Origin of the sequence: Mycobacterium asiaticum, from assembly GCF_001673365.1 — a bacterium.
GTDB lineage: Bacteria > Actinomycetota > Actinomycetes > Mycobacteriales > Mycobacteriaceae > Mycobacterium > Mycobacterium asiaticum_A.
Window position 1 is genome coordinate 50,644 of record NZ_LZLS01000112.1, and the last position, 22,288, is coordinate 72,931.

Here is a 22,288-nt window from a genome sequence, read left to right on the forward strand (position 1 = left end):
GATTTGAAGCCTAGTTGCCCGAACCCGTGATGCCCAGACCGGCAAGCAGATCCGTTTCCCATCCGCGCTCGTCGCGGTCGCCGGCATCGCCGACGATCAACACGTAGTGCTCGTCCGCCAAGATCGGCAATGCCAGGTTATTCGACAGGGCGCAGGCCCTTCCGGTCGCGCCAACGGTGAGCTGGGTGGAATGTGCGGCCAGAGCGGCGACCTTGGCAGCATGCGCGTCGGCATCGGCTTCCACGACGGCGGTGATGCTTTCGTTGGGGTAGCTGAACGGGATCTCGGCCGGCGGCAGGAACCATTCCGGCCGTAGGTCTTCAGGAACCAACGAGCGCAGGCCAGCCGCTACGGCATCTTTGCCCAGCACCGTCCAATAGAACTTCGGTACTGTCCACGGTTCGCCCGGGTAGTGGGCGGTCCCCGCGGCGGCCACCGCGGCTGTCGTGATGACGTGGGTATGGATGTGGTCGGGATGGCCGTAGCCGCCGTCGGGGTCGTAGGTCACCACCACGTGCGGGCGCAGTTCGCGGATGAGGGCCACCAGCGCGCCGACGGCTTCCCGTTCGTCGGCATCGACGAAGCGCGTGCGGCCGCGCGACCCAGGACCAGGGGCGGAGCCAACCATGCCGGAGTCGCGCCAGCGTCCGGCGCCCCCGAGGTAGATGGGTCCGTTGACGCCCAGCGCGTGCAGCGCCCGGGTGAGTTCGCCGATGCGGTAGCCGCCGAGTTGATCCGCGTGATCGACCGCTAGTTGAGCCCACCGGTCGCCGATCACCTCGCCCTCCTCACCGAGGGTGCAGGTGACGACGTGGACCTGGGCGCCGCGTGCTGTGTAGTGGGCGATGGTGGCACCGTTGGTCAGACTCTCGTCATCGGGGTGCGCGTGTACGAACATTAGCCGCGGCGTCTCTGGCATGGACGCACATTACCGTGACCGATAGGAACGCCAGCGGCTACTATCAAAAAATGACGCAGGCCGCTCACGTCAAGTCGAGCACCGGCCGCAGCCGCCGGCGTGGCGAGGTGCTCGAACGGGCACTTTATGCGGCGACCTTGGCCGAGCTGACCTCGGTGGGTTACGGCGGTCTGACGATGGAAGGGATTGCGGCGCGCGCCCATACCGGCAAGGCCGCGCTGTACCGCCGCTGGGCCAGTAAGCACGACTTGGTGCTAGCGGCAATGACGCACACGGTTCCGCCCTTGCCCGAGCCGCGTCCCGGCCGTTCGGCTCGGGAGAATCTGCTGACCGTGTTCGCTGCTCATCGTGACGTGTTGGCCGGTAAGACCGACTTCCCCGGTCTGGAAATCATCAGCCAACTGCTGCACGAACCCGAACTGCGGGCAATCTTCGCCGACGCGATCGTGCTGCCGCGCATGAAGCTCATCGAGTCGATCCTGCAATCCGCGGTCCGTGACGGCGACATCGATGCCGCCGCACTGACCCCGCTGACGGCGCGCATCGGTCCCGCGTTGATCAACCAGCAATTCATGCTCTATGGCACAGCGCCGAGCCGACGGGAACTGTCGGACATTGTCGACGCCGTTATACCGCCGAAAGATGCTTCGACACAAGCTGATTGACGAAGCGCCCAGTCTGCTCAGGCGGTAAACGGCTCGGTGACCAGGCCGACGGCGTCCACGCCCGCCATCAGACCCTGGTCGAAAGCGCCTACCAGGCCGCCGATTTCGCCGCCATTGAAGGTTTGCGCTCCGGAACCGAGCAGCAAGTTGGACGTGAAGTTGGTCGGCACCGGCGCACCGAAGAACAGATCCACCGCCTGCTGACCGGTGCCGAGCAACAGGTTCCCCGCGTTGAAACTACGGTTCAGCACCCCGTTGAGCGCACTGTCGGTGCCGAAGAACTGCCGTTCCAGCGCAATCTCGTTGGTCACCAGTGCCTGATTGAACGCCATTTGGTTGTTCACCAGGCTGGTGTTGAATCCGATCTGCATCTGTTCCAGCTGCCGGAACGGATCGGCCGGCAGTCCCGGCACGTTGACGCCGGCCAGGCCGAGCAGATTGCCCGGAACCATCAGACTTTGATCGAAAGCACCTACCAGACCACCGATTTGGCCGCCATTAAACGCTTGCGCTCCGGAACCGAGCAACAGGCTGGAAGTGAAGTTGGCCGGCACCGGCGCACCGAAGAAAAGGTTCACCGCCTGCTGGCCGGTACCTACGAACAGGTTTCCGGTGTTGAAGGCACGGTTGAGCACACCGTTGAGGGCACTGTCGGTGCCGAAGAACTGCCGCTCCAGGGCCACCTCGTTGGTCAATAGCGCTTTGTTGAAGGCTAATTCGTTGGCCACCAGATTCGTGTTGAACTCGACCTGCATCTGTTCCAACTGCTGTAGCGGGGTCCCTGCGGCCGCAAGCGCTTGCAGCGGTGCGACATTGGCGGCCTCCGCGCCGGCATACGCACCGGCAGCCGATCTCATAATCTGCACGAACTGCTCGTGGAATTGCGCGGCTTGGGCACTGAGCGCCTGATATGCCTGGCCGTGCGCGCCGAACAATTGCGCGACCGCAGCTGAAATCTCGTCGGCACCCGCCGGTAGTACCGCCGTCGTCGTCGCGGCCACCGCCTCGTTAGCCGCACCGATCACCGACCGGATACCGGCCAGGTCCATCGCGGCCGAGGCGACAAACTCCGGTGCCGTCGTCAAAAAGGACATCACGTACTCCCCACGTCTTATCCCGCGTCTTATCCTCAGCGCCACGCCATGCGGCCCCCCGGCCAGGCGCGAACTGACTCGCTAAGTTGCGACGGTCCGAGCGTAGCGAGACCGCCGGTGTCGCGTGGGGCTTTTCTATGAACCGCGTTGGAGAATTTTGCCGCAGTTCGCCCAGCGGCTACTGCGTTCGCGCAGCCTAGTCGCCGATCTCTCCCTCGACCGTGACGGTGCCGGTGACGCCGCCGTTGACGCCGCCGGTCAGGGCCGCGCCCAAGTCGGTCAGCAGGTTCGGCAGGTCGCCGGTGAGGACCGACTGAATCGGGACGGTGAAAAGGCTCAGCAGTGCCGCGTCGAACAGCCACTTCTCCTCGAAGGCGCGGAGCAGACCCCCGCCCTGCAACCCTCCGAAGATGTCTCCGGCGCCGTTGAGTTCGAGGCTGCCGAAGAAGTCGGCCGGCATCTCTGCGCCCAACAGGACGTTGACCGTCTGCTGGCCCGCGCCGACCGCGAAGTTGATCATGTTGCCGAAGTTGTTCAACGCACCGTTGAGTGGGCTGCTGGTACCGGACAGGGCTAGCTGCAACCCGATCTCGTTGGCGAGAAGTTGTTCGTTGAACGCCAGCTGGCCGCTGACCAGGTTGCCGGTCAAAGCCGCTCTGAGATCACCGAATTGGGTCAGCAGCGACGTGTCGCCGGTGAGCGCACTGTTGACCAGCAACACCTGCTCCACCGCGCCGAGCAGACCGCCGGTCGGGATGCCGGTTTCCAGCGAGCTGCCGATGACGAGGCTGGTGGTGAAGTCTGCGGGCATCTCCGCACCCAGCGCCACGTTGGCCAGCTGTTCGCCGGTGCCTACCAATAGGTTCACGGCGTTGAAGCCGTGGTTGATGGCGCCGTTGAAGGCGTTGGTGCTGCCGAACAGAGCTTGCTGCAGAGCCAGTTCACCAGCGACCAGGTTCTGGTTGAAAGCCAACTGCCCGTTGACGAAGTTGGTCAGCAGCCCGGCCTGCAGAGCCCCAGCCTGGTCCACCGCGAGGGTCGGCAATCCAAATGCCTCGTCCACCAACGCATTTATGCCGGTGAAGTCACCATTCAAGCTGGCGTTGACCGCAGCGTTGAGTCGAGCATTCAGGCCGGTGAGGTCGGCACTCAAATTACCGGCCAGGCCGGGGAGGTTCACGTTGAGGCCACCGGTGAGATCCGACAGCGCAGCATTGAAATTGGCTGTCAGGGTCTGCAAGCCGGGAAGGCCGGACAGCCCGCCAGCGAAGTTGCCCGACAGGGCGGCGTTGAGGGCAGTGCTGAGTTGCGTGCTCAGTCCCGGCAGGCCACCGGTGAAGTTGGCGACCAAGGCAGGCAGGCTCAGTCCGAAGCCGCCGGCCAGGCCGGACAGCGCGGCATTCAAAGCGGTGTTGAAATTGCCCGCCAATGTGGCGCCAGTCTGCGTCAGCGCGGCCAAGTTTGGTAGCCCGGCAGTCAGGTTTCCTGACAACGCTCCGTTCAGGGCGGCACCGAGCTGCGTCTCCAACCCGGACAGCCCCGCATTCAGCGCGGTGTTGAAATTGCCCACCAATGCAGGCAGATTCGCACCGAAGGCGCCGGTGAGGTTCGGCAGGTTCACGTCGAAGCCGAGCCCCGACAGTGCCGCATTGAAGTTGCCGGCCAGCGACCCGCCGGTTTGCGCAAAATTGGCCAGACTCGCATTCAAGCTGCTCGCCAGGTTGCCACCGGTCTGGCTGAGGGCAGCCAGACCCGCATTTGCGTTGGCTATCAGTTGATTACCCGCGACCACGAATCCGTTCAGGTCCGGCAGCGCTGCGCCGAGATTGCCCGACAGCGCGGCGTTGAGCTGCGCTCCCAGCCCGGAGAATCCGCCGCTGAACGCGCCGGTGAGACCGCCCAGTCCGGCGTTGGCATCCAGGGCGCTGTTGATGGTGAAACTCGCATTGAAGTCCGCCGGAACCTGCGCTCCGAGTAGCAGATTGACCGCCTGCTGGCCGCCGCCCACGAAGGAGTTGAAAACGTTGAGTCCAGCATCGACCGCGCCGGACAGCGCGTTGCCGCTGCCAAAAATGGCCTGTCGCAACGCGACTTGGGCACCGACCAGGTTCTGGTTGAACGCCACTTCCGCGTTGACCAGGTTGGCCGTGAAGCCGGCATATGCCTCACCGAATCCCTCGATCGACAAGGCCGGTGCGGCAAGACCATTCGCCAAGGTCTGCGCGGTAGCCGACTCGGCCGCCGCGTAGGCATTGGCGCCGGCGCCGACCGCTGAGATGAACTGTTCATAGGATGCAGCGACCTGCGCGCTGATGCGCTGATACCCCGCCGCATTCTCGGAGAACAGGGCGGCTATGCCCGCCGAGACTTCGTCGGCCGCCGCGGCAAGCACGCCGGTTGTCGACGAAGCGGCTGCCGCATTGGCAGCGCTGACCGCCGAACCGATATTGGACAGATTCGTTGCGAACGCTGCCATTAGCTGCGGTTCAACAAATACAAATGACATCTCGGACCCCTTACCCGCATGACCAGTGCTGGCTACCCCGGCCCGAGCAGGTGCCCACCCCCGCTTGAGCGTATCGCGGGGGTTGACCGCACAAGCGATTTCCAAACCTGGATTTTCATAACAATTTGTCACAAGCCCAATGACTGCCCGGCACGCTGGCGCGGTGGGTCCGGAAAAGCCGCGAAATCAGTCCGTAATAGTCTGCGAGGCTGCAGAATTCGAACCTATTGACCGATTTTGACCCAATGGCCAGCATCGCCGACGATGCCGACCGGCACTGCGCCGGTCAGGCTGACGTTCTGAACGCTCGGGCCGGCGGCAACGATCGTGGTGTCCTGCAGGATGGGCAGCACGGTCGACATATTCCACAGTCTCGGCTCCACCGCGGTGATTACGTCGTTGATGCTCTTGGTGCCGGCGAGTGCGGCGTCGATGTTGGACTGGATGCTGCGATCGCAGATGCCGGTGAGGTTTGACGGCGCCTTGACCAGCGCGCCGGGCTCCGGCGGCCGAGTGGGAGTCGGCGGCGGCGACGCGGTCGACGGTGCGGCTTGCGTCGTGCTGCCTGCGGGCCCAGCGGTGGTCGACGACGTGGTCGTCGGAGTGCTGGGTGTCGGGACCTCAGTCGTTTGCAGGCTCGCTTGCAGCGCGGGACACCCGAACCTCGAAGCCAACGACGTCGCCAGGTTTCCGCCGGCCTGATGCCAGCCGACCAGCGCGTCTACCTGATGATTTTTCAGCGCGTCGCGGTACAGCGTCACCGGATCCAGCGCGAGCACGCTCGCTGCGATGCCGACGTTACGCAACTGGTCGGCGGCGGTGTTGGCGACGGCCACCGAGGTCGGGTCGTTCGCGGCGACCCCGATGACCAGCGTCAGCTGCTTGCCGTCCTTGCTCACCTGGCCGTGGATCACTTCCGGTGGGCCGGTGCTGACTGGCGTGGTGGTGGTTCCGGCGGGTGTCGGGGAGACCGATGTGCTGCTTTCGATCTGGTAGCCGGACGCCTCCAACAGTCCCAGCGCGGCCGTTCTGCTCAGCGCGGGCGGCGCGGTCGGCACGTAACCCGGGTCGCTGGGTGAGCGGATCTGCGCTTGGGCCAGGGTGACGGTGTTGTCACTGCCCGCCCCCACGGCGGCCAGCAGGTCGACGTCGACGAGCCCCAGGATCGCCTTGCGGACCTGAGCATCGGCCAGCTTGGGCTCGTTGGCCCGCAGCGTCAGCTGCATGACCCGCGGCGTCACGATCCGGGCGGTCCGCACGTCGGGAATCGCCGAAAGCTGGGCGAACGCGGCCGAACCACCGTGCACCTGCGCCACCTGGGTATCGCCGTTGCGCACCGAATCGGCCAGGGCGGCCGGGGCGCCGGCCCGACGGAACTGGATCAACCCAGGTTTGGCGGGTGGGCCCCAGTAGCGGTCGTTGCGGGCGATCAGGATCTCGTCGCGCTGTGGGTCGATGTTCTCCACCCGGAACTGCCCGCCGGTGACGGGCAGCGCGCGGGCGAGCCCGGCCGCAAACCCGCCGGGCACGTCTTTGACGATGTGCGCGGGCAGCAGGTTGTAGAACAACTCACGCCAGGCCGGGTAGGGCTGTGCGAACGTGACGACGGCCTGCTTGCCGCCCTCCAGCGATTGGACCGAGGTGATCAGGTCATAGCCGGCCGGATCGACCACGCCGGGCTGGGTGGCCATCTGCTGCCACAGATACCAGAAGTCGTCAGCGGCGATCGGCGCGTTGTCCGTCCACTGCGCCTCCGGCCGGATCTTGTAGGTCACGGTGAACGGGTTCTCACTGGTCACCTCGGCCGACACCAGCAGCGTCGGGTCCATTTCCCAGCGGGACCCAGTCGCCGAATTGGGATCAGGGACCGGCCGAAACGCACTCGGTAACACCAGTGCGCTGATTGCCGCGTTCACCGAGGACAGGTCCGACAGCAGGTGCGGATTGAATCCCGCCCCGATCGAGTCGATACCCATGATGATCTGGGTCGGGCGCTGCGGCGGCGGGGGCGTGCTGTGCGGTGTGTCGGTGCTCTGCGGCGCGGGCGGCGGACTTACCGTGCAGCCCGACAGCACCAGGCCGATGGCCGCGACGAGCACGCCAAGCGCCAGCAACACGTGGCGGGCCCGATGCAGCACGCCCATCAGGGTATCGAGGCGTTTGCCGGGCAGGCTCGCGAGCGCCCGACGCGCGGCCAAACTAACCCCGAGCCTTGGCGCGGGAACGGCTGCGGGCGCGGGAGGTGGCGTCCAACTCCACCTTGCGGACGCGGACGATCTCGGGTGTCACCTCGACGCACTCGTCGGCCGCGCAGAACTCCATGGCCTGTTCCAGGTCGAGTTCCAGCGATTTGGCCAGCGTCTCCATGACATCGGCGGTCGACGAGCGCATGTTGGTCAGTTTCTTTTCCCGGGTGACGTTGATGTCGAGGTCCTCGGGGCGCGGGTTGATCCCCACCACCATGCCCTCGTAGGTGTCCTGGCCGGGCTCGACGAAGAACTGGCCGCGGTCGGCGAGCTGCAACAGCGCGAACGGCGTGATGACCCCGGTGCGGTCCGACACCAGCGAGCCGGTGTGCCGGGCCCTGATCTCCCCCGCCCACGGCCGGTAGCCGTCGAACACGGCGTTGGCGATGCCGGTGCCCCGGGTGAGAGTAAGGAAGTCGGTCCGGAAGCCGATCAGACCGCGGCTGGGCACGATGAAGTCCATCCGAACCCATCCGGCGGCATGGTTAGTCATCTCCTCCATCCGGCCCTTGCGGCCGGCCATCAGCTGGGTGATGGCGCCGACGAACTCCTCGGGGCAGTCGATGGTCATCGCCTCGAACGGCTCGTGCAGCTTGCCGTCGATGGTGCGAGTGACCACCTGCGGCTTGCCGACGGTGAGTTCGAATCCTTCGCGACGCATGGTCTCGACGAGCACGGCCAGCGCGAGCTCGCCGCGGCCCTGCACCTCCCACGCGTCGGGACGGCCGATGTCGACGACGCGGATGGACACGTTGCCCACCAGTTCGGTGTCCAGCCGGCTGCGGACCATGCGTGCGGTCAGCTTGTGCCCGGACACCTTCCCGGCCAGCGGGGAGGTGTTGGTGCCGATGGTGACCGAGATGGCCGGCTCGTCGACGTGGATACGCGGCAGCGCATGAGCGTGGTCGGGGTCGGCCAGCGTGTCACCGATCATGATCTCCGGCAGCCCGGCGACCGCGACGATGTCTCCTGCTATCGCCTCGTCCGTCGCGCTGCGCTCGACTCCCTCGGTGGCCAACAACTCGGTGATCTTGGCGTTGGTGATGACGGGCACCCCGTCCACCTCCCGCATCCACGCCACCTGCTGGCCCTTGCGCAGCTTGCCGTTGTAGATGCGGATCAGTGCGAGCCGGCCGAGGAAGGCCGACGCGTCCAGGTTGGTGACCAACGCCTGCAGCGGCGCCTCTGGATCGCCCGACGGAGCCGGGATGTGCTCCATCAGCACCTCGAACAGCGGGTCGAGGTTGTCGCCGTCCGGCGCCTGGCCGTCGGCGGGTTGAGTGGTGCTGGCGATGCCGGCGCGCCCGGACGCATACAGCGTCGGCAGTCCCAGCGCATGCTCGGCCGCCTTGGCGGCTTCGTCGTCCAGATCGGAGGCGACATCGAGCAACAGGTCGTGGCTGGCATCGACGACTTCGGTGATGCGGGCGTCGGGGCGATCGGTCTTGTTGACGACGAGGATTACCGGCAGGTGCGCGGTCAGCGCCTTGCGCAGCACGAAGCGGGTCTGCGGCAGCGGGCCCTCGGACGCGTCGACCAGCAGCAGCACCCCGTCCACCATGGACAGCCCACGCTCTACCTCGCCGCCGAAGTCGGCGTGGCCCGGAGTGTCTATGACATTTATTACTGTGACGGTCCCGTCGGGGTTGTGACGGTGTACCGCGGTGTTCTTGGCAAGGATGGTGATGCCCTTTTCCCGCTCCAGGTCGCCGCTGTCCATGACGCGTTCCTGCAGGTCACCGCGCTCGTGCAGGGCGCCGGACTGCCGCAGCATCGCGTCTACCAGGGTTGTTTTGCCGTGGTCGACGTGCGCGACGATGGCGACATTGCGGAATGGCACGTCGGTGATTGTGGCAGTGAGGGCCGGTCAAAGGCGAACTGAGGCATGCGGCGCCGATGTCGCATCGCACCCGGATTGACTCTGCGGCTACGGCGAAAAAGTGCGAGTAGCGTCCACCGCCAGCGCAGAATCAACACCTATTACCAGGCCTCACCAGCCGCGGCGGCGCGGGGCCGACCCGACCAACTGGTGCTTGTCTGCCACGTCGCGGCTGCGGTAGACGATGTAGGGCCTGAACAGGTAGGCGAACGGCGCGCTGAAGGCGTGCACCAGCCGGGTGAACGGCCACAGCGCGAACAACATCAGCGCAATGAAGACGTGTATCTGGTAGACCAGCGCGGCGTGGGCCATCAGGTCCCCGCGTGGGTCGAGGATCCAGATCGACCGGAACCAGACCGACACCTTCTGCCGGTAGTCGTGCAATTCCCCGAAGTGTGTGGCGCCCATCAGGGTGCAACTCATCCCGGCCACCAGCGCACACGTCAGCACTACATACATCAACATGTCGTTGCGGGTGGTGGCCTTCGACACGGCTTCGTGGGAGCGCCGCCGGTAGATCAACAGGCTGATGCCCAACAGGGTGGCCGCGCCGGCGGGTATGCCCAGCCACAACGCCTGCAGATGGTAGAGATGGTCTTTCATCCCAATCGCCCGGGTCCACGATTCCGGAACCAGCAGTCCCCCAACATGACCCATGATTACGGCCAGACTGCCGAAGTGAAACAACGGGTTTGCGATCGACAACAGCCGCGACTCGTAGATCTGCGACGAGCGTGTCGTCCAGCCGAACTTGTCGTAGCGGTAGCGCCACCAGGTGCCCACGACGACAACGGCCAGCACGACGTAGGGAATGTCGTCCCAGAAGATCTCGATCAGCTTCATGCCGTGCCTCGCCTGGGTGGAACTGTCAAGGTAAATGGTTGTAGACCAACAGATTCCGCGGGCGGACCGGCATCGGCGAGGCGCTGTGCCCGGCGTAGATCCTGATCGGTGGTCACCGGCAGCGTGTCGCACAGCGCCACCACCGCGGGTGCATAGGGTGACTTGGCCTCCGCCAGCGCGGTGCGCAGCACGTCGATCGGCACGCGGTGTTCGGCCAGCAGGGTGCGTCCGACTTTCGGGTCGACGGTGGCGGCGAACTCGAGCACCACGGGCAGGTGATCGGGCGCCTCTTTGGCCGGTGGCTCGACGCCCGCATTCCGGTATGCGGTTGCGAACGCAAGCATTTCGCGACCGCGGTTGCGGGTGTCGCCGGCCGTCCAGTACGTCAGGTACATCGTGGCACGTCGACGCATATCGAAGATTTCGACGTAATGCGCTGCGGCAGCCATTGGTTCGAGCGCACGCAGTTCCACCACTGTCTGCCCCAGCAGGACCGCTGCGGATCCGCGGATGTGTACCAGCAAGGCCTCGACGGTGTCGAGCCGCTGCGCCAACTCCGCGTCCGGGTAAGCCAGCAGCAACGAGACGGCCTGCCAGACCAGACGGTCCTGCATGACATTCACACGTTCTGTGCCCCGGCCGCGCAGCTTCATCGCTTGACCCGCTCTGAGTTCGGGAACAGGCTCGCGGGCTTACCGCTGCCGTCCCAGTTCAGCAGGTTGATCTGCCGTTGACGCATTCCGTGGAAGGTCTCGACCGCGACCGGCACCGGTGCGCCGCTGCCGCCACCGAACGGGCCGGACTCGTACATGCCCGGTCCACCCTCGAACGACAACGAACATCCCGTCTCCTCGGCCATCCCCTTGTCCGGCAGATCCGCCGCGTAGGCCGTCGGAATGACATAGCGCTCTTCGTATTTCGCGATCGCCAGCAGACGGTACATGTCGTAGATCTGTTCTTCGGTCATCCCGACGGCATGGGCGATGTGTGGTTGGGTTTCGCGGCCCAGGTTGATATCGCGCATGTAGGACCGCATCGCGGCCAGCCGCCGCAGCACGCCCGCCACGACGCCGGTGTCACCCGCGGTGAACAGCTCGGCCAGGTACTGGATCGGGATGCGCAACGCGTCCAGGGCACCGAAGAGGTTGCCGAGATCCTCGCCGTCGTGTCCCTCACGGCTGACCGCGTCGACCACCGGGGACAGCGGCGGGATGTACCAAACCATCGGCATGGTGCGGTATTCCGGATGCAGCGGCAGCGCCACCCGATAGGTGTTGATCAACGCATACACCGGCGAGCGCTGGGCGGCATCGATCCACTCGTCGGAAATTCCCTCCGCCCGCGCGCCGGCGATCACCTCGGGGTCGTTGGGGTCCAACAGGATTTGGCGTTGCGCCTCATACAGATCGACGTCGCGCTCCACGGCGGCGGCCTCCGTGACCCGGTCCACGTCGTAAAGCACCAACCCCAGGTATCGCAACCGTCCCACACAGGTTTCCGAACACACCGTCGGCAGCCCGACTTCGATGCGTGGATAACACAGGGTGCACTTCTCGGCTTTTCCGGTCTTGTGGTTGAAATACACCTTCTTGTAAGGACATCCGGACACGCACATGCGCCAGCCGCGGCAGCGGTCCTGGTCGACCAGCACGATGCCGTCCTCGCTGCGCTTGTACATCGCGCCCGATGGGCAGGACGCCACACACGAGGGGTTCAGGCAGTGCTCGCAGATCCGCGGCAGGTAGAACATGAAGGTCTCTTCGAGCTTGAGCTTCACCTCCTGGCTGACCTTTTTCAGAATCGGGTCATCGGGCACGATTTCGGTTGAGCCGGCTAGATTGTCGTCCCAGTTCGGACCCCACGACACCTTCATCGGTTCGCCGGTGAGCGAGCTCTTGGGCGCGGCGGTCGGGAAGGTGTCCCCGGCCGGGGCCTGGGTCAGGTTCTCGTAGTCGTAGGTCCACGGCTCGTAGTAGTCGGAGATGGTGGGCAGGTTGGGATTGGCGAAGATGCGCAGCAACTTCTGGATGCGGCCGCCGTCGCGCAGCCGCAGCCGGCCCTTTTCGTCGCGCACCCATCCCCCGCGCCACCGGTCCTGATCCTCGTAGGTGCGCGGATAGCCCACGCCCGGGCGGGTTTCGACGTTGTTGAACCACACGTACTCGGTTCCTGGGCGATTGGTCCAGGCCTGCTTGCAGGTCACCGAACAGGTATGGCAGCCAATGCATTTGTCGAGGTTCATCACCATCGCCATTTGTGCCATGACTTTCATCGTCAGTACGTCACTTCCTGGTTGCGGCGACGCACCACGGTCACCTCGTCACGCTGATTGCCGGTTGGTCCCAGATAGTTAAACCCGAAGGAATGCTGCCCGTAGCCGCCGGCCAGGTGGCTGGGCTTGATGCGGACCCGGGTCAGTGCGTTGTGGTTGCCACCGCGCTTGTTGTTGGTCTCGGTGCGCGGCGTGTCCACGGTGCGCTCCTGCACGTGGTAGACGAACACCACGCCGTCGGGCATCCGGTGCGAAACGATAGCCCGGCACACGTAGATGCCGTTGACGTTGACCGCTTCAACCCAATCATTGTCGCGCACATTGATTTTCGCCGCATCGCCCGGACTCATCCACATCGTCGGGCCACCACGCGACAGTGACAACATGTACAGGTTGTCCTGATAGGTGGAGTGGAATGACCACTTCGAGTGCGGCGTCAGATATCGGACGGTAAGGCCGATCCCTCCGGAACCATCCAGGGACGGCCCGAGCTGCGGCTGATCGAACAGCCGCGCCATGTCCAACGGCGGTCGGTAGACGGGCAGTTGCTCGCCCATCTCCTCGATCCAGTCGTGCGCGAGGTAGAAATGCATCCGTCCGGTCAATGTGTGGAACGGCTTGAAGTGTTCGATGTTGATCGTGAAGGGCGCGTAGCGCCGCCCGCCGGTCTCACTGCCAGACCATTCCGGGCTGGTGATCACCGGGACCGGACGCGCCTGGGTGTCGGCGTAGGTGATGCGGCGTTCCTCGCTGCCTTCGGCCAGGTGGGCCAGCCGCTGCCCGGTGCGCTTCTCCAGTTCGAGGAAACCCTCGACGGCAAGCCGACCGTTGCAGGTGCCGGACAGGGCGAGGATCGTGTCGGCCATCCTCTGTGCGGTGGTGATCGCCGGACGACCAACGGCCGCACCGGAATTCATTACACCGAACTTTGCGGCCAACTCGTTGACCTCGCGGAACGGGTGGACGGTATAACCCTTGATAGTTAGGCCGAACTCGTCGACGAGCGGACCCAGCGTCACCCACTTGTCGTAGGTCGCGGCGTAGTCGCGCTCGACCACGGTGAGCTTGCTCATCGTCCTGCCCGGCACCGGCACCTCACCCGATTGCAGCCAATCGCGCTCGGTCCCATCGGGATAGGCCATGGCGTCGGGAGTGTCGTGCTGCAGTGCGGTCAACACCACGTCGCTACGGGTGCCCAGGTGCCGGTGGGCCAGCGCGCTGAACGTACGTGCGATGGATGCGAAAGCGTCGAAGTCCGAACGGGTTTCCCACGGCGGGTCGATAGCCGGGCTGAACGCGTGCACGTAGGGGTGCATGTCGGTGCTGGACAGGTCGGCCTTCTCGTACCACGTCGCGGCGGGCAGCACCACGTCAGACACCAACGTCGTCGACGTCATCCGGAAGTCGATCGACATCATCAGATCGAGCTTGCCCTCCGGAAGATCCTCGACGGCGGGCTGTGCGTTGGAGTCGGTGCCCAGCAGGTGGCGCAGGAAGTACTCGCCGCCCTTACCCGACGATCCGATCAGGTTCGCCCGCCAAACGCTAAGTACCCGAGGCCAATTCACCGGATTGTCCGGATCGGTGACCGCAAGTTTCAGCTTGCGTTGCGCGAGTTGCTCGGCGACGTAGTCGGAGACGTCGCGGCCGGCTTGGGCTGCCTCGTCGGCCACGTCGAGGCTGGACCGATCGAACTGCGGATAGAACGGACTCCAGCCCATCGCCGTCGCCGAGGCCATCAGGTCCATGGTGTGTCGGCCGGCGAACCGGCCACGACCCGCCGGGCTGGTCAGCTTGTCCGCGCCGTAACTGTCGTAGCGCCACTGGTCGGTGTGCGCATACCAATACGACGCGCCCGGCACCTGCCGCGGCGGACGTATCCAGTCGCTGGCATTGGCCATCGTCTGCCACCCAGTCAGTGGGCGCACCTTCTCCTGGCCGACGTAGTGAGCCCAGCCGCCGCCGTTGCGGCCCATCGAGCCGGTCAGCATCAGCAGCGCCAGCACCGAGCGGTAGATCACGTCACTGTGGAACCAGTGGCAGATGCCGCCACCCATGATGACCATCGACCGCCCGCCGGACTCCTCGGCGTTGCGGGCGAATTCCTTGGCGATGCGGATGGCCTGTGCGGCCGGCACGCCGGTGATCGGCTCCTGCCACGCCGGGGTGTTCTGCTGGGTCACATCGTCATAGCCGGTGGGCCACTGGCCGGGCAGGTCCGGCCGTGCCACCCCGTATTGAGCCAGCATCAGGTCGAACACTGTGCACACCAGGTAGTCACCCACCACGCGCACCGGGACACCGCGTGACACGGTGCTGCCATGGCCATCGACGGTGTCGAAGCTGGGCAAATCGACGAGCTCCGCGCCATCGCTGCCGGTGACGCTCAATGCGGGAATCACCGGACCTAGGTCCAGGTTCCACTTTCCGACGCCGTCCTCGCCGAAGCGGAAGCCCAGCGAGCCGTGCGGAATGACGACACGGTTGGTGACCTCGTCGAGCAGCGCCGGCTTGAACGCCGCGTTCTCGACCTCTTCACCGATATCGCTGGCAGTCAGGAACTTACCCGGCACCAGCGTGTCCCCGCGGCGCTCGAGCTTGATCAGGAACGGCAGGTCGGTGTAGCGGCGGACATAGTCGACGAAGAATGGAACCTCTTTGCGCACATAGCATTCCGAGAGAATGACGTGGCCCATCGCCATCGCCAGCGCACCATCGGTGCCAGCCGCACAACGCATCCACTCGTCGGCGAACTTGGTGTTATCGGCGTAATCCGGGCTGACCACAACAACTTTGGCGCCCCGGTAACGCGCCTCTGCCATCCAGTGCGCGTCGGGGGTGCGGGTGATCGGGACGTTGGAGCCCCACATCATGAGATAGGAGGCGTCCCACCAGTCTCCGGACTCGGGCACGTCGGTCTGATCACCGAATACCTGCGGCGAGGCGACCGGTAGGTCGGCATACCAGTCGTAGAACGACGTCATCACGCCGCCGATCAATTCGATGAACCGGGATCCGGCGGCGTGGCTGACCATCGACATCGCGGGTATCGGCGTGAAGCCGGCTACCCGGTCCGGACCGTAGGTCTTGATGGTGTGCACATGGGCCGCGGCGATCAGTTCGGTCGCCTCGGCCCAACTCACCCGAACCAGGCCGCCTTTGCCGCGGGCTTGTTGATAGCGGCGCCGGCGCTGCGGATCGGCCTGGATATCGGCCCACGCCAACACCGGGTCACCGAGGCGGGCCTTGGCTTCGCGGTACATCTCGACCAGCACCCCCCGGGCATACGGGTAGCGCACCCGGGTGGGCGAATAGCTGTACCAGGAGAACGATGCGCCCCGAGGACAGCCGCGCGGTTCGTATTCCGGCCGGTCCGGACCCACCGACGGATAGTCGGTCTGCTGGGTTTCCCAGGTGATGATCCCGTCCTTGACGTAGATCTTCCAGGAGCAGGACCCGGTGCAGTTGACCCCATGGGTGGAACGCACCACTTTGTCATGGCTCCACCGGTCGCGGTAGAACACATCACCCTCACGGCCGCCGCGCCGGGTGACCGTGCGCAAATCCGCAGAGAACTCGCCCGGGGTGAAGAAGCGCCCGCTCCGTGCCAGCAGTTCCTCGAGGTGTCCACCGACTTGCGGCGTCACAGTCAAGGACGACCTCCTCGTCATCAGTCGGGCAGCGGGCGTGGTTTGAGTTGCCCTACTAAACAGTTGACGTCGGCAACCTTCAACGGCCCTGGATGTTTGCTGTACACGAACTGTGTAATCCGTCAGGGCAAAGCTCGGGCCAAGTCCGGCAACCAGGCGCGGTCGGCCGGCACCCAGTCGAGTTCGTGCAGTTCGGCGGCCGTCACCCACCTCAGCGCTTGGTGGTCGTGCGGCTCCGGTTGGCCGCGCAGCAGGCGCACGCGATATGCCCGCAGGGCGGTGGTCTCATTGAGCGCGACCTCGACGCCCAGGCGCTCATCAACGACTATGTCGTCGACCGCCAGCCCCAACTCTTCGGCCAGTTCGCGGGCCAGCGCGGCGGGTTCGGTTTCACCGCGCATGACCTTGCCCCCGGGAAGTTCCCAGCGCCCGGCCAACTCTGGTGGCCGAAGCCGTTGCGCCACCAGGACCGTTGCGCCGGAGATGATGGCGCCGGCGACGACGATCTCGGTCGGCATGGGCGTGACGGTATACCGTCGGGTTATGGCTGTTCTCACCGATGAGCAAGTAGACGCCGCACTGCCCGAACTCGACGATTGGGAGCGGGTCGACGGTGCCTTGCGCCGTTCCATCAAATTCCCGGCGTTTTTGGCCGGCATCGACGCCGTGCGCCGAGTGGGTGAGCACGCGGAAGCCAAGGACCACCATCCGGATATCGATATTCGTTGGCGGACCGTGACTTTCGTACTGGTGACGCATTCCGAGGGTGGTATCACCGAGAAGGACCTCGAGATGGCGCGCGACATCGACGGGATCGTCGCAAGCTAACCCGCGCCGCGTCGGGGAAAAATCACATCCGGGGTGCGTTCGCAACGATAGGGTGATCCGCGATGACGCCCTATGGATCGTTGCGGTTGGCCCTTACGGTCACGCTCGCGGTCGCGGGCACTGCCTGCACACATGCGTCGGACCCGCCCGCGACACCCGGCACGGCCGCCCCGACCACCGTCGCTCACGCTCCCGCGAAGTACGAGCCAGCGCCCTGCCCCTCGGTACCAAACCCGGTGCCCGAACTGCAGCGGGCCCACTGCGCAACGCTGGTAGTTCCGGAGAATCGCACCAAGCCCGGCGGGCGCACCCTGCGACTCGCGGTCGCGGTCATCCCAGCGCAAACCCAGCCTGCGGCCGCCGACCCGATCGTCTTCATCACGGGCGGTCCGGGTGAGGACGCGATCATGGATCCGCCGCTCGCCCAAGGCGTTGGACTGGACCGCACTCGCGACCTGATCCTGCTCGCCCAACGCGGCAACCACTCCTCTCAACCCGCGCTGACCTGCCCGGAGATCGACAAGTTCTTCGCCCGCCGAGTAGGTCTGGTCTACGACGCGCCCAGCACCGGCGACGAGTACGTCGCGGCCGCGAAAAGCTGCCACGACCGGTTGGCCGCTGATGCCGACCTGGCCGCCTTCAATTCGACCGAGAGCGCCTACGACCTGATCGACTTGCGTAACGCCTTACACGTCAATCAGTGGAATGTGTTCTCCCACTCCTACGGCACCGACCTGGCGTTGATCTACTCGCGGTTGGACGCCGGCAGCGTCCGGTCAATGGTGCTCGACGGCTCCACGCCGCCGTCGATCGCGAGTCCGAGTTGGACGTGGGGCAGCGCGCGGGAAGCGTTCGACAATATGATCAGCGCCTGCACCATGCAACCGGACTGCCAGTCGCGCTACCCCAACCTCGGCGATACCTTCGTCCGTTTGGTCAACGAACTCGAAGCGCACCCGGTGACCACGACGGTCAATGTCGAAGGAGTCGGCGACACCAAGATCGTGCTCGACGGCGGTGCCCTACTGAACTGGATGGTTCCACTGGAGACCCACTTTCCCGCCGAAATGCCTGGCGCGATAGACGAACTCGCGCACGGCAACCCCACGCGCATTGCCAAGCAATGGTCGATGGCCTGGACGAACCCCGCCAAGGTCGGGGCGATGGGTTGGGGCCTGACACTGAGCATCTGGTGCAGCGAATGGGTACCGTTCGACTCCGTCGACGACCAACTCCGCGCCGCCCGACAGACTTTCGCCGCACTGCCCGATTCGGTGCGTGCCCAGGCACCGCAACTGCCGTTCCTACGCCAAGCCTGCGCGGTGTGGAACGTGCCCAAGGCCTCGGAGTGGGTGCGCGGCGTCAGTGATGCCGCTTTTCCGGCGCTGGCGCTCTCTGGCAGCTACGACGGACAGACCGGCGCGGCCTCGGGCCAATATGTGGCCCAACACCTTCCGCATGCCATCTCGGTGACGGTCCCAGGCGTCGCGCACGGGATATACGCCGATCCGTGCGGGGCCGCCGTCATCGCGGCGTTCTTCGACAACCCGCAGCAACCCGACCTCGGCTGTGTCAAGACGACCCTGCCGCCGCCGTTCGCCGTGAATCCTGGTCCGCCGTGACCGCATTCAGCCGCCGGGCGTTGCTGGGCAGTGCTGCCGCGGGGACGGCCGCGCTGGCTCTGCCGGCGTGTTCGTCGTCGAAAACCTCTTCGGCACCGCCATCTTCGGCCGGACTCAACGCTGCGTTCAACGAACTCGGCGCCAAGATCAACGCCGGCATGCAGGCCTACGGGATTCCGGGTGCGGCGGTAGGGATCTGGGTCGGCGGGCAGGAATACATCAAGGGCTACGGCGTCACCAATGTCGACCACCCGGCACCGGTCGACGGCGATACTATCTTCCGGATAGGTTCCACCACAAAGACATTCACTGGCACCGCGATCATGCGACTGGTGGACCAGGGCAAGGTGACCCTGGACGCGCCGGTGCGCAAGTATTTGCCGGACTTCGCGGTCGCCGACCCGGTGGTCAGCGCCACAGTAACGGTGCGTCAGTTGCTCAATCACACCTCGGGCTGGATGGGCGACGACGTCCAGGACTTCGGCGACGGCGACGACGCGCTGGCTCGCTACGTCGCGTCGCTGACCCGGCTCCCCCAGCTCAATGCGCCCGGGACCGTATTCGCCTACAACAACGCGGGTTTGGCGATAGCAGGCCGGATCGTCGAGGTGATCGCCGGCTCGACCTACGAGTCCGCTGTGCAGAACCTGCTTCTGGACCCGCTGCAGCTGAGCCATACCCACTTCTTCTCCAACCAACTGACCGGCCTGAGTGTGGCGACGCCACACAACGTCGTCGATGGCAAACCCGTTGTGGAGAACGACTTCTGGGCCTTCCCGCGCAGCTGCAACCCCACCGGCGGATTGATCTCGAATGTGCGAGACCAACTGCGCTACGCCAGGTTTCACCTCGGCGACGGCACCGCGCCCAACGGCACCCGACTATTGAGTCCGCAAGCGCTGCAGCAGATGCGCTCCAATCCGGGTGCCGGTGGCACGCTGCAAGTTGAACTCAACGGCATGGGCGTTGCGTGGATGCTGCGGCCGTCCGCCGAGGACAAACTCATTGTCCAGCACGGCGGCACCTGGAACGGGCAGAAGTCGGGATTCTTCATGGTGCCCGAGCGCAACTTCGCGATGACGCTGCTCACCAATTCCGAAGGTGGCGCGGCACTTAACAATGATCTGTTCGCTGACGACTGGGCGCTGCGCCGCTTCGCTGACGTCGGCAATCTGCCCGCCAGCGCACAGCACCTCAGCCCCGCCGAGCTGGCGCCCTACCAGGGCCGCTACGTCGCCGAATTCATCCCGGAGTCCGGCGATCTCGCCCACGTGGTCATCGACTTTCGAGCTGGCGACGGCCGACTTGACGGCGCCATGGGCGACGGCACCGCGGGAGCCGACACCAGTCCGATGGGTCTGGTCTTCTACCGGCCGGACTACGGACTCGACCTGGACGCCAACGGCAAACCGGTGGGCACGAGATCAAACTTCGTCCGCGACCCCGTCGGCAACATCATCTGGTTTCGCAGCCACGGCAGGCTTTTCCGGCGCGAGTAGGCGCCGCGTCGAGGCAATCCAGCCCAGGGTAGCCATCGTCGCCACCACGTAGACCAACCCCGCCCAAGCCAGATACCAGGGCCGGGAAATCACCCAGATCGTCGGCTGCGCGAAGCTGAGCAGCCATGGCACGCCGATCAGCGTGAGCAGCAACCATCCCCAGCCGAATATCTTCGCGCCGAGGCGATTACGCAGCGGACCGTGCACTAGCCAGATCATCAGCGGGACCAACCAAACCCAGTGGTGCGTCCAGGAAATCGGCGACAACAGCAGCCCGAACAACTCGACCACCAGGAGCCTGCCCAGCGCGTCAGCGTCATCAAGCGCTCGCCAGGCCAGCACGGCAAGGACCGCCGTCACGACGATCGCGGCCAGCACTAACGGGCCGTAGCCCGCGTCGTAGCCCAAGATGCGCGAGATCGCGCCGCGCCACGACTGGTTGAACGACGTCGCGATGGGCCCCACCCGGCGCGCGTCTCCCAGCAGGTCGGTGAAGTAGTAGCGGGCCTGATCGCCGACGACGAACAACGACAGCCCGATAGTGACCAGGAAAACCGAGAACGAGAACAAAGCCGCGGACCACCGGCGGGCACCCAGCAGATAGAGACCGGCGACCCCTGGGGTGAGCTTGACGCCCGCTGCGACACCGACCAGCAGTCCCGACAACCACCATCGGGTCGTGTAAACCGCCCACAGCACAGCCAACACCAGGAACACGTTGATCTGCCCGTAGTCGAAGTTGCTGCGCAGGGGTTCGATCCAGATGGTGACCGCCGTCCACAGCATCGCGGCGCGGCGATTGGCGGCGATACCAAGCAGGCGTTGGCTGACCCGCACCACGCCGTACAGTGCCGCCACGATTGCCGCCTGCCAGAGGAACGCGAGCACCCCGAACGGCAGTACGTGCATCGGGTAGAACACCACCGCAGCAAACGGCGGATAAGTGAAGGGCAGCGGGAAGTCCGGTGTCTGGTCGGCGTAGACGTAGCTGTACAGCGTGCCGGGATGGTTCAAGGCTTCCGCACCGCCGACATACACGTGCAAATCGACGAAGTTTGCGCCATGAGGCGCCAGGTAGGTCCAGCCGAACCGCGCGGCGATGCTGGCGATCAGCAACAAGGGCGCCATGAGCGTTCGCCGTCGGGGGGAAGTTGCCGCCGCGGCGGCCGAGATGGTGTCGATCCGACCGACTCTAGCGACCGCCGCGCGCCGAAGACCGCACCGGATAACGACCCAGTCACGATTCCCAGGTCGCCGGTCACCGCTCACATTCGTATCGATAACGATCGCGTAAATGCCACACGTGTCACTTGAGTCACTTCTGTACCGCGATAGCTTCGGCTTCAGGTCCTGTGGGGGATCTGCCACAAATCAACAACCAGGGAGAGTCATGCCAACCATTTGGACTTACGTACGAGCCGCCGCCGTTCTGGTCGGCTCGTCTGCCGCACTGCTTACCGGCGGTATCGCCCATGCCGACCCGGCACCCGCGCCGGCGCAACCCAACATTCCGCAGCAGCTGATCGCTTCCGCCGCCAACGCGCCGCAGATTCTGCAGAACCTCGCGACTGCTCTGGGCGCCACGCCGCCCGCGCCGCAGGGCGTGCTGCGCGCACCGGACCCGGCCCCGGCAGCACCGGGTGGGTTGAACCTTCCGTCGGTCATCCCGGGTGCCACCGCCCCCGCCCCCGCCGCGGCCACCGCGCCGGCGACGGTTCCGTCCATTCCCGGGGTGAACACCCCGATTCCGGGAATCACCGCACCGGTTGCGCCCGCCACGCCGGCACCCGCGGCCGTTCCGACCATTCCCGGCGTGAACGCGCCGATCCTCGCCGCACCGGCAGCGGCCGCACCGGCTCCGGCAACGGTGCCGTCCATTCCCGGCGTGACCACCCCAATCCCGGGCGTCACCGCACCGGTGGTTCCGGCGGCTACCGCCCCCGCGGCGCCTGCGGCCTCGATTCCGGGCGTATCGGCGCTTCCGGGTCTGGCGTCGGCGATCCCGGGTCTTGCCCAGGCGGCGCTGCCGGGGCTGACGTCGAGCATTCCGGGCCTGTCTCCGACCAGCCCCGGCGCGCCCGCGGGCCCGCAGACCCTGCTCGCGGCTCTTCCCTGACTCCGGGCCCTGATCCTGCAGTTAGACGGCTGACCCACCACTAAAGAAACCGGGAGAAAACACCGTGGCAAGCACTTGGAGTCTGTCCAAAGGTTTGGCCGCAGTCGTCGTCACTTCGGCTGCCGCGCTCGGGCAAAGTGCGAGGTCTA

Annotated in this window: 16 protein-coding genes; 5 read left to right on the top strand and 11 right to left on the bottom strand. The window is 65.5% G+C overall.

Features of this window, described 5'->3' with window-relative positions; genetic code table 11:
• Positions 1–10 precede the first annotated feature (10 nt).
• Positions 11–919, bottom strand: a complete 909-nt coding sequence (mshB, locus tag A5634_RS12975) for an N-acetyl-1-D-myo-inositol-2-amino-2-deoxy-alpha-D-glucopyranoside deacetylase (RefSeq protein ID WP_065144455.1) — start codon at positions 917–919, stop codon at positions 11–13.
• Positions 920–969: 50 nt separating this feature from the next.
• Here mshB and A5634_RS12980 point away from each other — a divergent pair, with 50 nt between their 5' ends.
• Positions 970–1,584: a TetR/AcrR family transcriptional regulator gene (locus A5634_RS12980; protein WP_065144456.1), complete on the top strand. Its 615-nt coding sequence runs from the start codon at positions 970–972 to the stop codon at positions 1,582–1,584.
• Between the two features lie 17 nt (positions 1,585–1,601).
• Here A5634_RS12980 and A5634_RS29940 read toward each other — a convergent pair whose 3' ends face one another.
• From A5634_RS29940 to A5634_RS13025, 9 genes are all read right to left on the bottom strand, one after another.
• Entirely contained in the window at positions 1,602–2,678 is a 1,077-nt protein-coding gene (locus A5634_RS29940) for a PE family protein (protein ID WP_065144457.1), read from the bottom strand.
• Positions 2,679–2,874: 196 nt separating this feature from the next.
• On the bottom strand, positions 2,875–5,184 hold the full coding sequence (locus tag A5634_RS29945; RefSeq protein ID WP_065144458.1) for a PE family protein: 2,310 nt from the start codon (positions 5,182–5,184) through the stop codon (positions 2,875–2,877).
• A gap of 224 nt (positions 5,185–5,408) precedes the next feature.
• Positions 5,409–7,328, bottom strand: coding sequence for an ABC transporter family substrate-binding protein (locus A5634_RS12995; RefSeq protein WP_065144469.1), 1,920 nt, complete (start codon positions 7,326–7,328; stop codon positions 5,409–5,411).
• A gap of 55 nt (positions 7,329–7,383) precedes the next feature.
• Positions 7,384–9,270: a translational GTPase TypA gene (gene typA, locus A5634_RS13000; protein ID WP_065144459.1), complete on the bottom strand. Its 1,887-nt coding sequence runs from the start codon at positions 9,268–9,270 to the stop codon at positions 7,384–7,386.
• A gap of 150 nt (positions 9,271–9,420) precedes the next feature.
• Positions 9,421–10,152, bottom strand: coding sequence for a respiratory nitrate reductase subunit gamma (gene narI / locus A5634_RS13005; RefSeq protein WP_065144460.1), 732 nt, complete (start codon positions 10,150–10,152; stop codon positions 9,421–9,423).
• Positions 10,149–10,805 (bottom strand): nitrate reductase molybdenum cofactor assembly chaperone, encoded by a 657-nt coding sequence (gene narJ, locus A5634_RS13010; RefSeq protein ID WP_065144461.1) that lies wholly within the window; start codon positions 10,803–10,805, stop codon positions 10,149–10,151. The genes narI and narJ overlap by 4 nt, the downstream gene beginning before the upstream one ends.
• Complete coding sequence (gene narH / locus A5634_RS13015; RefSeq protein WP_065144462.1) at positions 10,802–12,424, bottom strand: nitrate reductase subunit beta; 1,623 nt, start codon at positions 12,422–12,424, stop codon at positions 10,802–10,804. Before narH ends, narJ begins: the two co-directional genes overlap by 4 nt.
• A gap of 2 nt (positions 12,425–12,426) precedes the next feature.
• The gene (locus A5634_RS13020; protein WP_065144463.1) at positions 12,427–16,077 is read right to left on the bottom strand and encodes a nitrate reductase subunit alpha; all 3,651 of its coding nucleotides are present in this window, start codon (positions 16,075–16,077) and stop codon (positions 12,427–12,429) included.
• A gap of 119 nt (positions 16,078–16,196) precedes the next feature.
• Positions 16,197–16,592 (bottom strand): (deoxy)nucleoside triphosphate pyrophosphohydrolase, encoded by a 396-nt coding sequence (locus A5634_RS13025; RefSeq protein ID WP_065144464.1) that lies wholly within the window; start codon positions 16,590–16,592, stop codon positions 16,197–16,199.
• A gap of 25 nt (positions 16,593–16,617) precedes the next feature.
• On the opposite strand from A5634_RS13025, the gene A5634_RS13030 reads away from it, so the two are divergent.
• The 3 genes from A5634_RS13030 to A5634_RS13040 all read left to right on the top strand — a co-directional run bounded on the left by A5634_RS13030 (position 16,618) and on the right by A5634_RS13040 (position 20,023).
• Positions 16,618–16,902, top strand: coding sequence for a 4a-hydroxytetrahydrobiopterin dehydratase (locus A5634_RS13030; protein WP_065144465.1), 285 nt, complete (start codon positions 16,618–16,620; stop codon positions 16,900–16,902).
• A 62-nt stretch (positions 16,903–16,964) separates the two neighbouring features.
• Positions 16,965–18,524 (top strand): alpha/beta fold hydrolase, encoded by a 1,560-nt coding sequence (locus tag A5634_RS13035; RefSeq protein ID WP_081290398.1) that lies wholly within the window; start codon positions 16,965–16,967, stop codon positions 18,522–18,524.
• A gap of 59 nt (positions 18,525–18,583) precedes the next feature.
• Positions 18,584–20,023 carry a serine hydrolase domain-containing protein gene (locus A5634_RS13040; RefSeq protein ID WP_065144471.1) on the top strand — a complete coding sequence of 480 codons (1,440 nt, stop codon included), beginning with the start codon at positions 18,584–18,586 and terminating at the stop codon, positions 20,021–20,023.
• On the opposite strand, the gene A5634_RS13045 is transcribed toward A5634_RS13040, so the two are convergent.
• Positions 19,949–21,151 (bottom strand): mannosyltransferase, encoded by a 1,203-nt coding sequence (locus tag A5634_RS13045; protein ID WP_253861584.1) that lies wholly within the window; start codon positions 21,149–21,151, stop codon positions 19,949–19,951. The two genes, A5634_RS13040 and A5634_RS13045, sit on opposite strands and share 75 nt — an antisense overlap.
• Positions 21,152–21,413: 262 nt before the next feature.
• Between A5634_RS13045 and A5634_RS13050 the strand changes: the two genes are divergently transcribed.
• Entirely contained in the window at positions 21,414–22,139 is a 726-nt protein-coding gene (locus A5634_RS13050; protein ID WP_065144466.1) for a hypothetical protein, read from the top strand.
• The last annotated feature ends 149 nt before the right edge of the window (positions 22,140–22,288 follow it).

Coding starts and splice junctions, on each gene's coding strand:
- mshB (WP_065144455.1), bottom strand. CDS start 919: ATGCCAGAGACGCCGCGGCTAATGTTCGTACACGCGCACCCCGATGAC.
- A5634_RS12980 (WP_065144456.1), top strand. CDS start 970: ATGACGCAGGCCGCTCACGTCAAGTCGAGCACCGGCCGCAGCCGCCGG.
- A5634_RS29940 (WP_065144457.1), bottom strand. CDS start 2,678: ATGTCCTTTTTGACGACGGCACCGGAGTTTGTCGCCTCGGCCGCGATG.
- A5634_RS29945 (WP_065144458.1), bottom strand. CDS start 5,184: ATGTCATTTGTATTTGTTGAACCGCAGCTAATGGCAGCGTTCGCAACG.
- A5634_RS12995 (WP_065144469.1), bottom strand. CDS start 7,328: ATGGGCGTGCTGCATCGGGCCCGCCACGTGTTGCTGGCGCTTGGCGTG.
- narI (WP_065144460.1), bottom strand. CDS start 10,152: ATGAAGCTGATCGAGATCTTCTGGGACGACATTCCCTACGTCGTGCTG.
- narJ (WP_065144461.1), bottom strand. CDS start 10,805: ATGAAGCTGCGCGGCCGGGGCACAGAACGTGTGAATGTCATGCAGGAC.
- narH (WP_065144462.1), bottom strand. CDS start 12,424: ATGAAAGTCATGGCACAAATGGCGATGGTGATGAACCTCGACAAATGC.
- A5634_RS13025 (WP_065144464.1), bottom strand. CDS start 16,592: ATGCCGACCGAGATCGTCGTCGCCGGCGCCATCATCTCCGGCGCAACG.
- A5634_RS13030 (WP_065144465.1), top strand. CDS start 16,618: ATGGCTGTTCTCACCGATGAGCAAGTAGACGCCGCACTGCCCGAACTC.
- A5634_RS13035 (WP_081290398.1), top strand. CDS start 16,965: ATGACGCCCTATGGATCGTTGCGGTTGGCCCTTACGGTCACGCTCGCG.
- A5634_RS13045 (WP_253861584.1), bottom strand. CDS start 21,151: ATGGCGCCCTTGTTGCTGATCGCCAGCATCGCCGCGCGGTTCGGCTGG.
- A5634_RS13050 (WP_065144466.1), top strand. CDS start 21,414: ATGCCAACCATTTGGACTTACGTACGAGCCGCCGCCGTTCTGGTCGGC.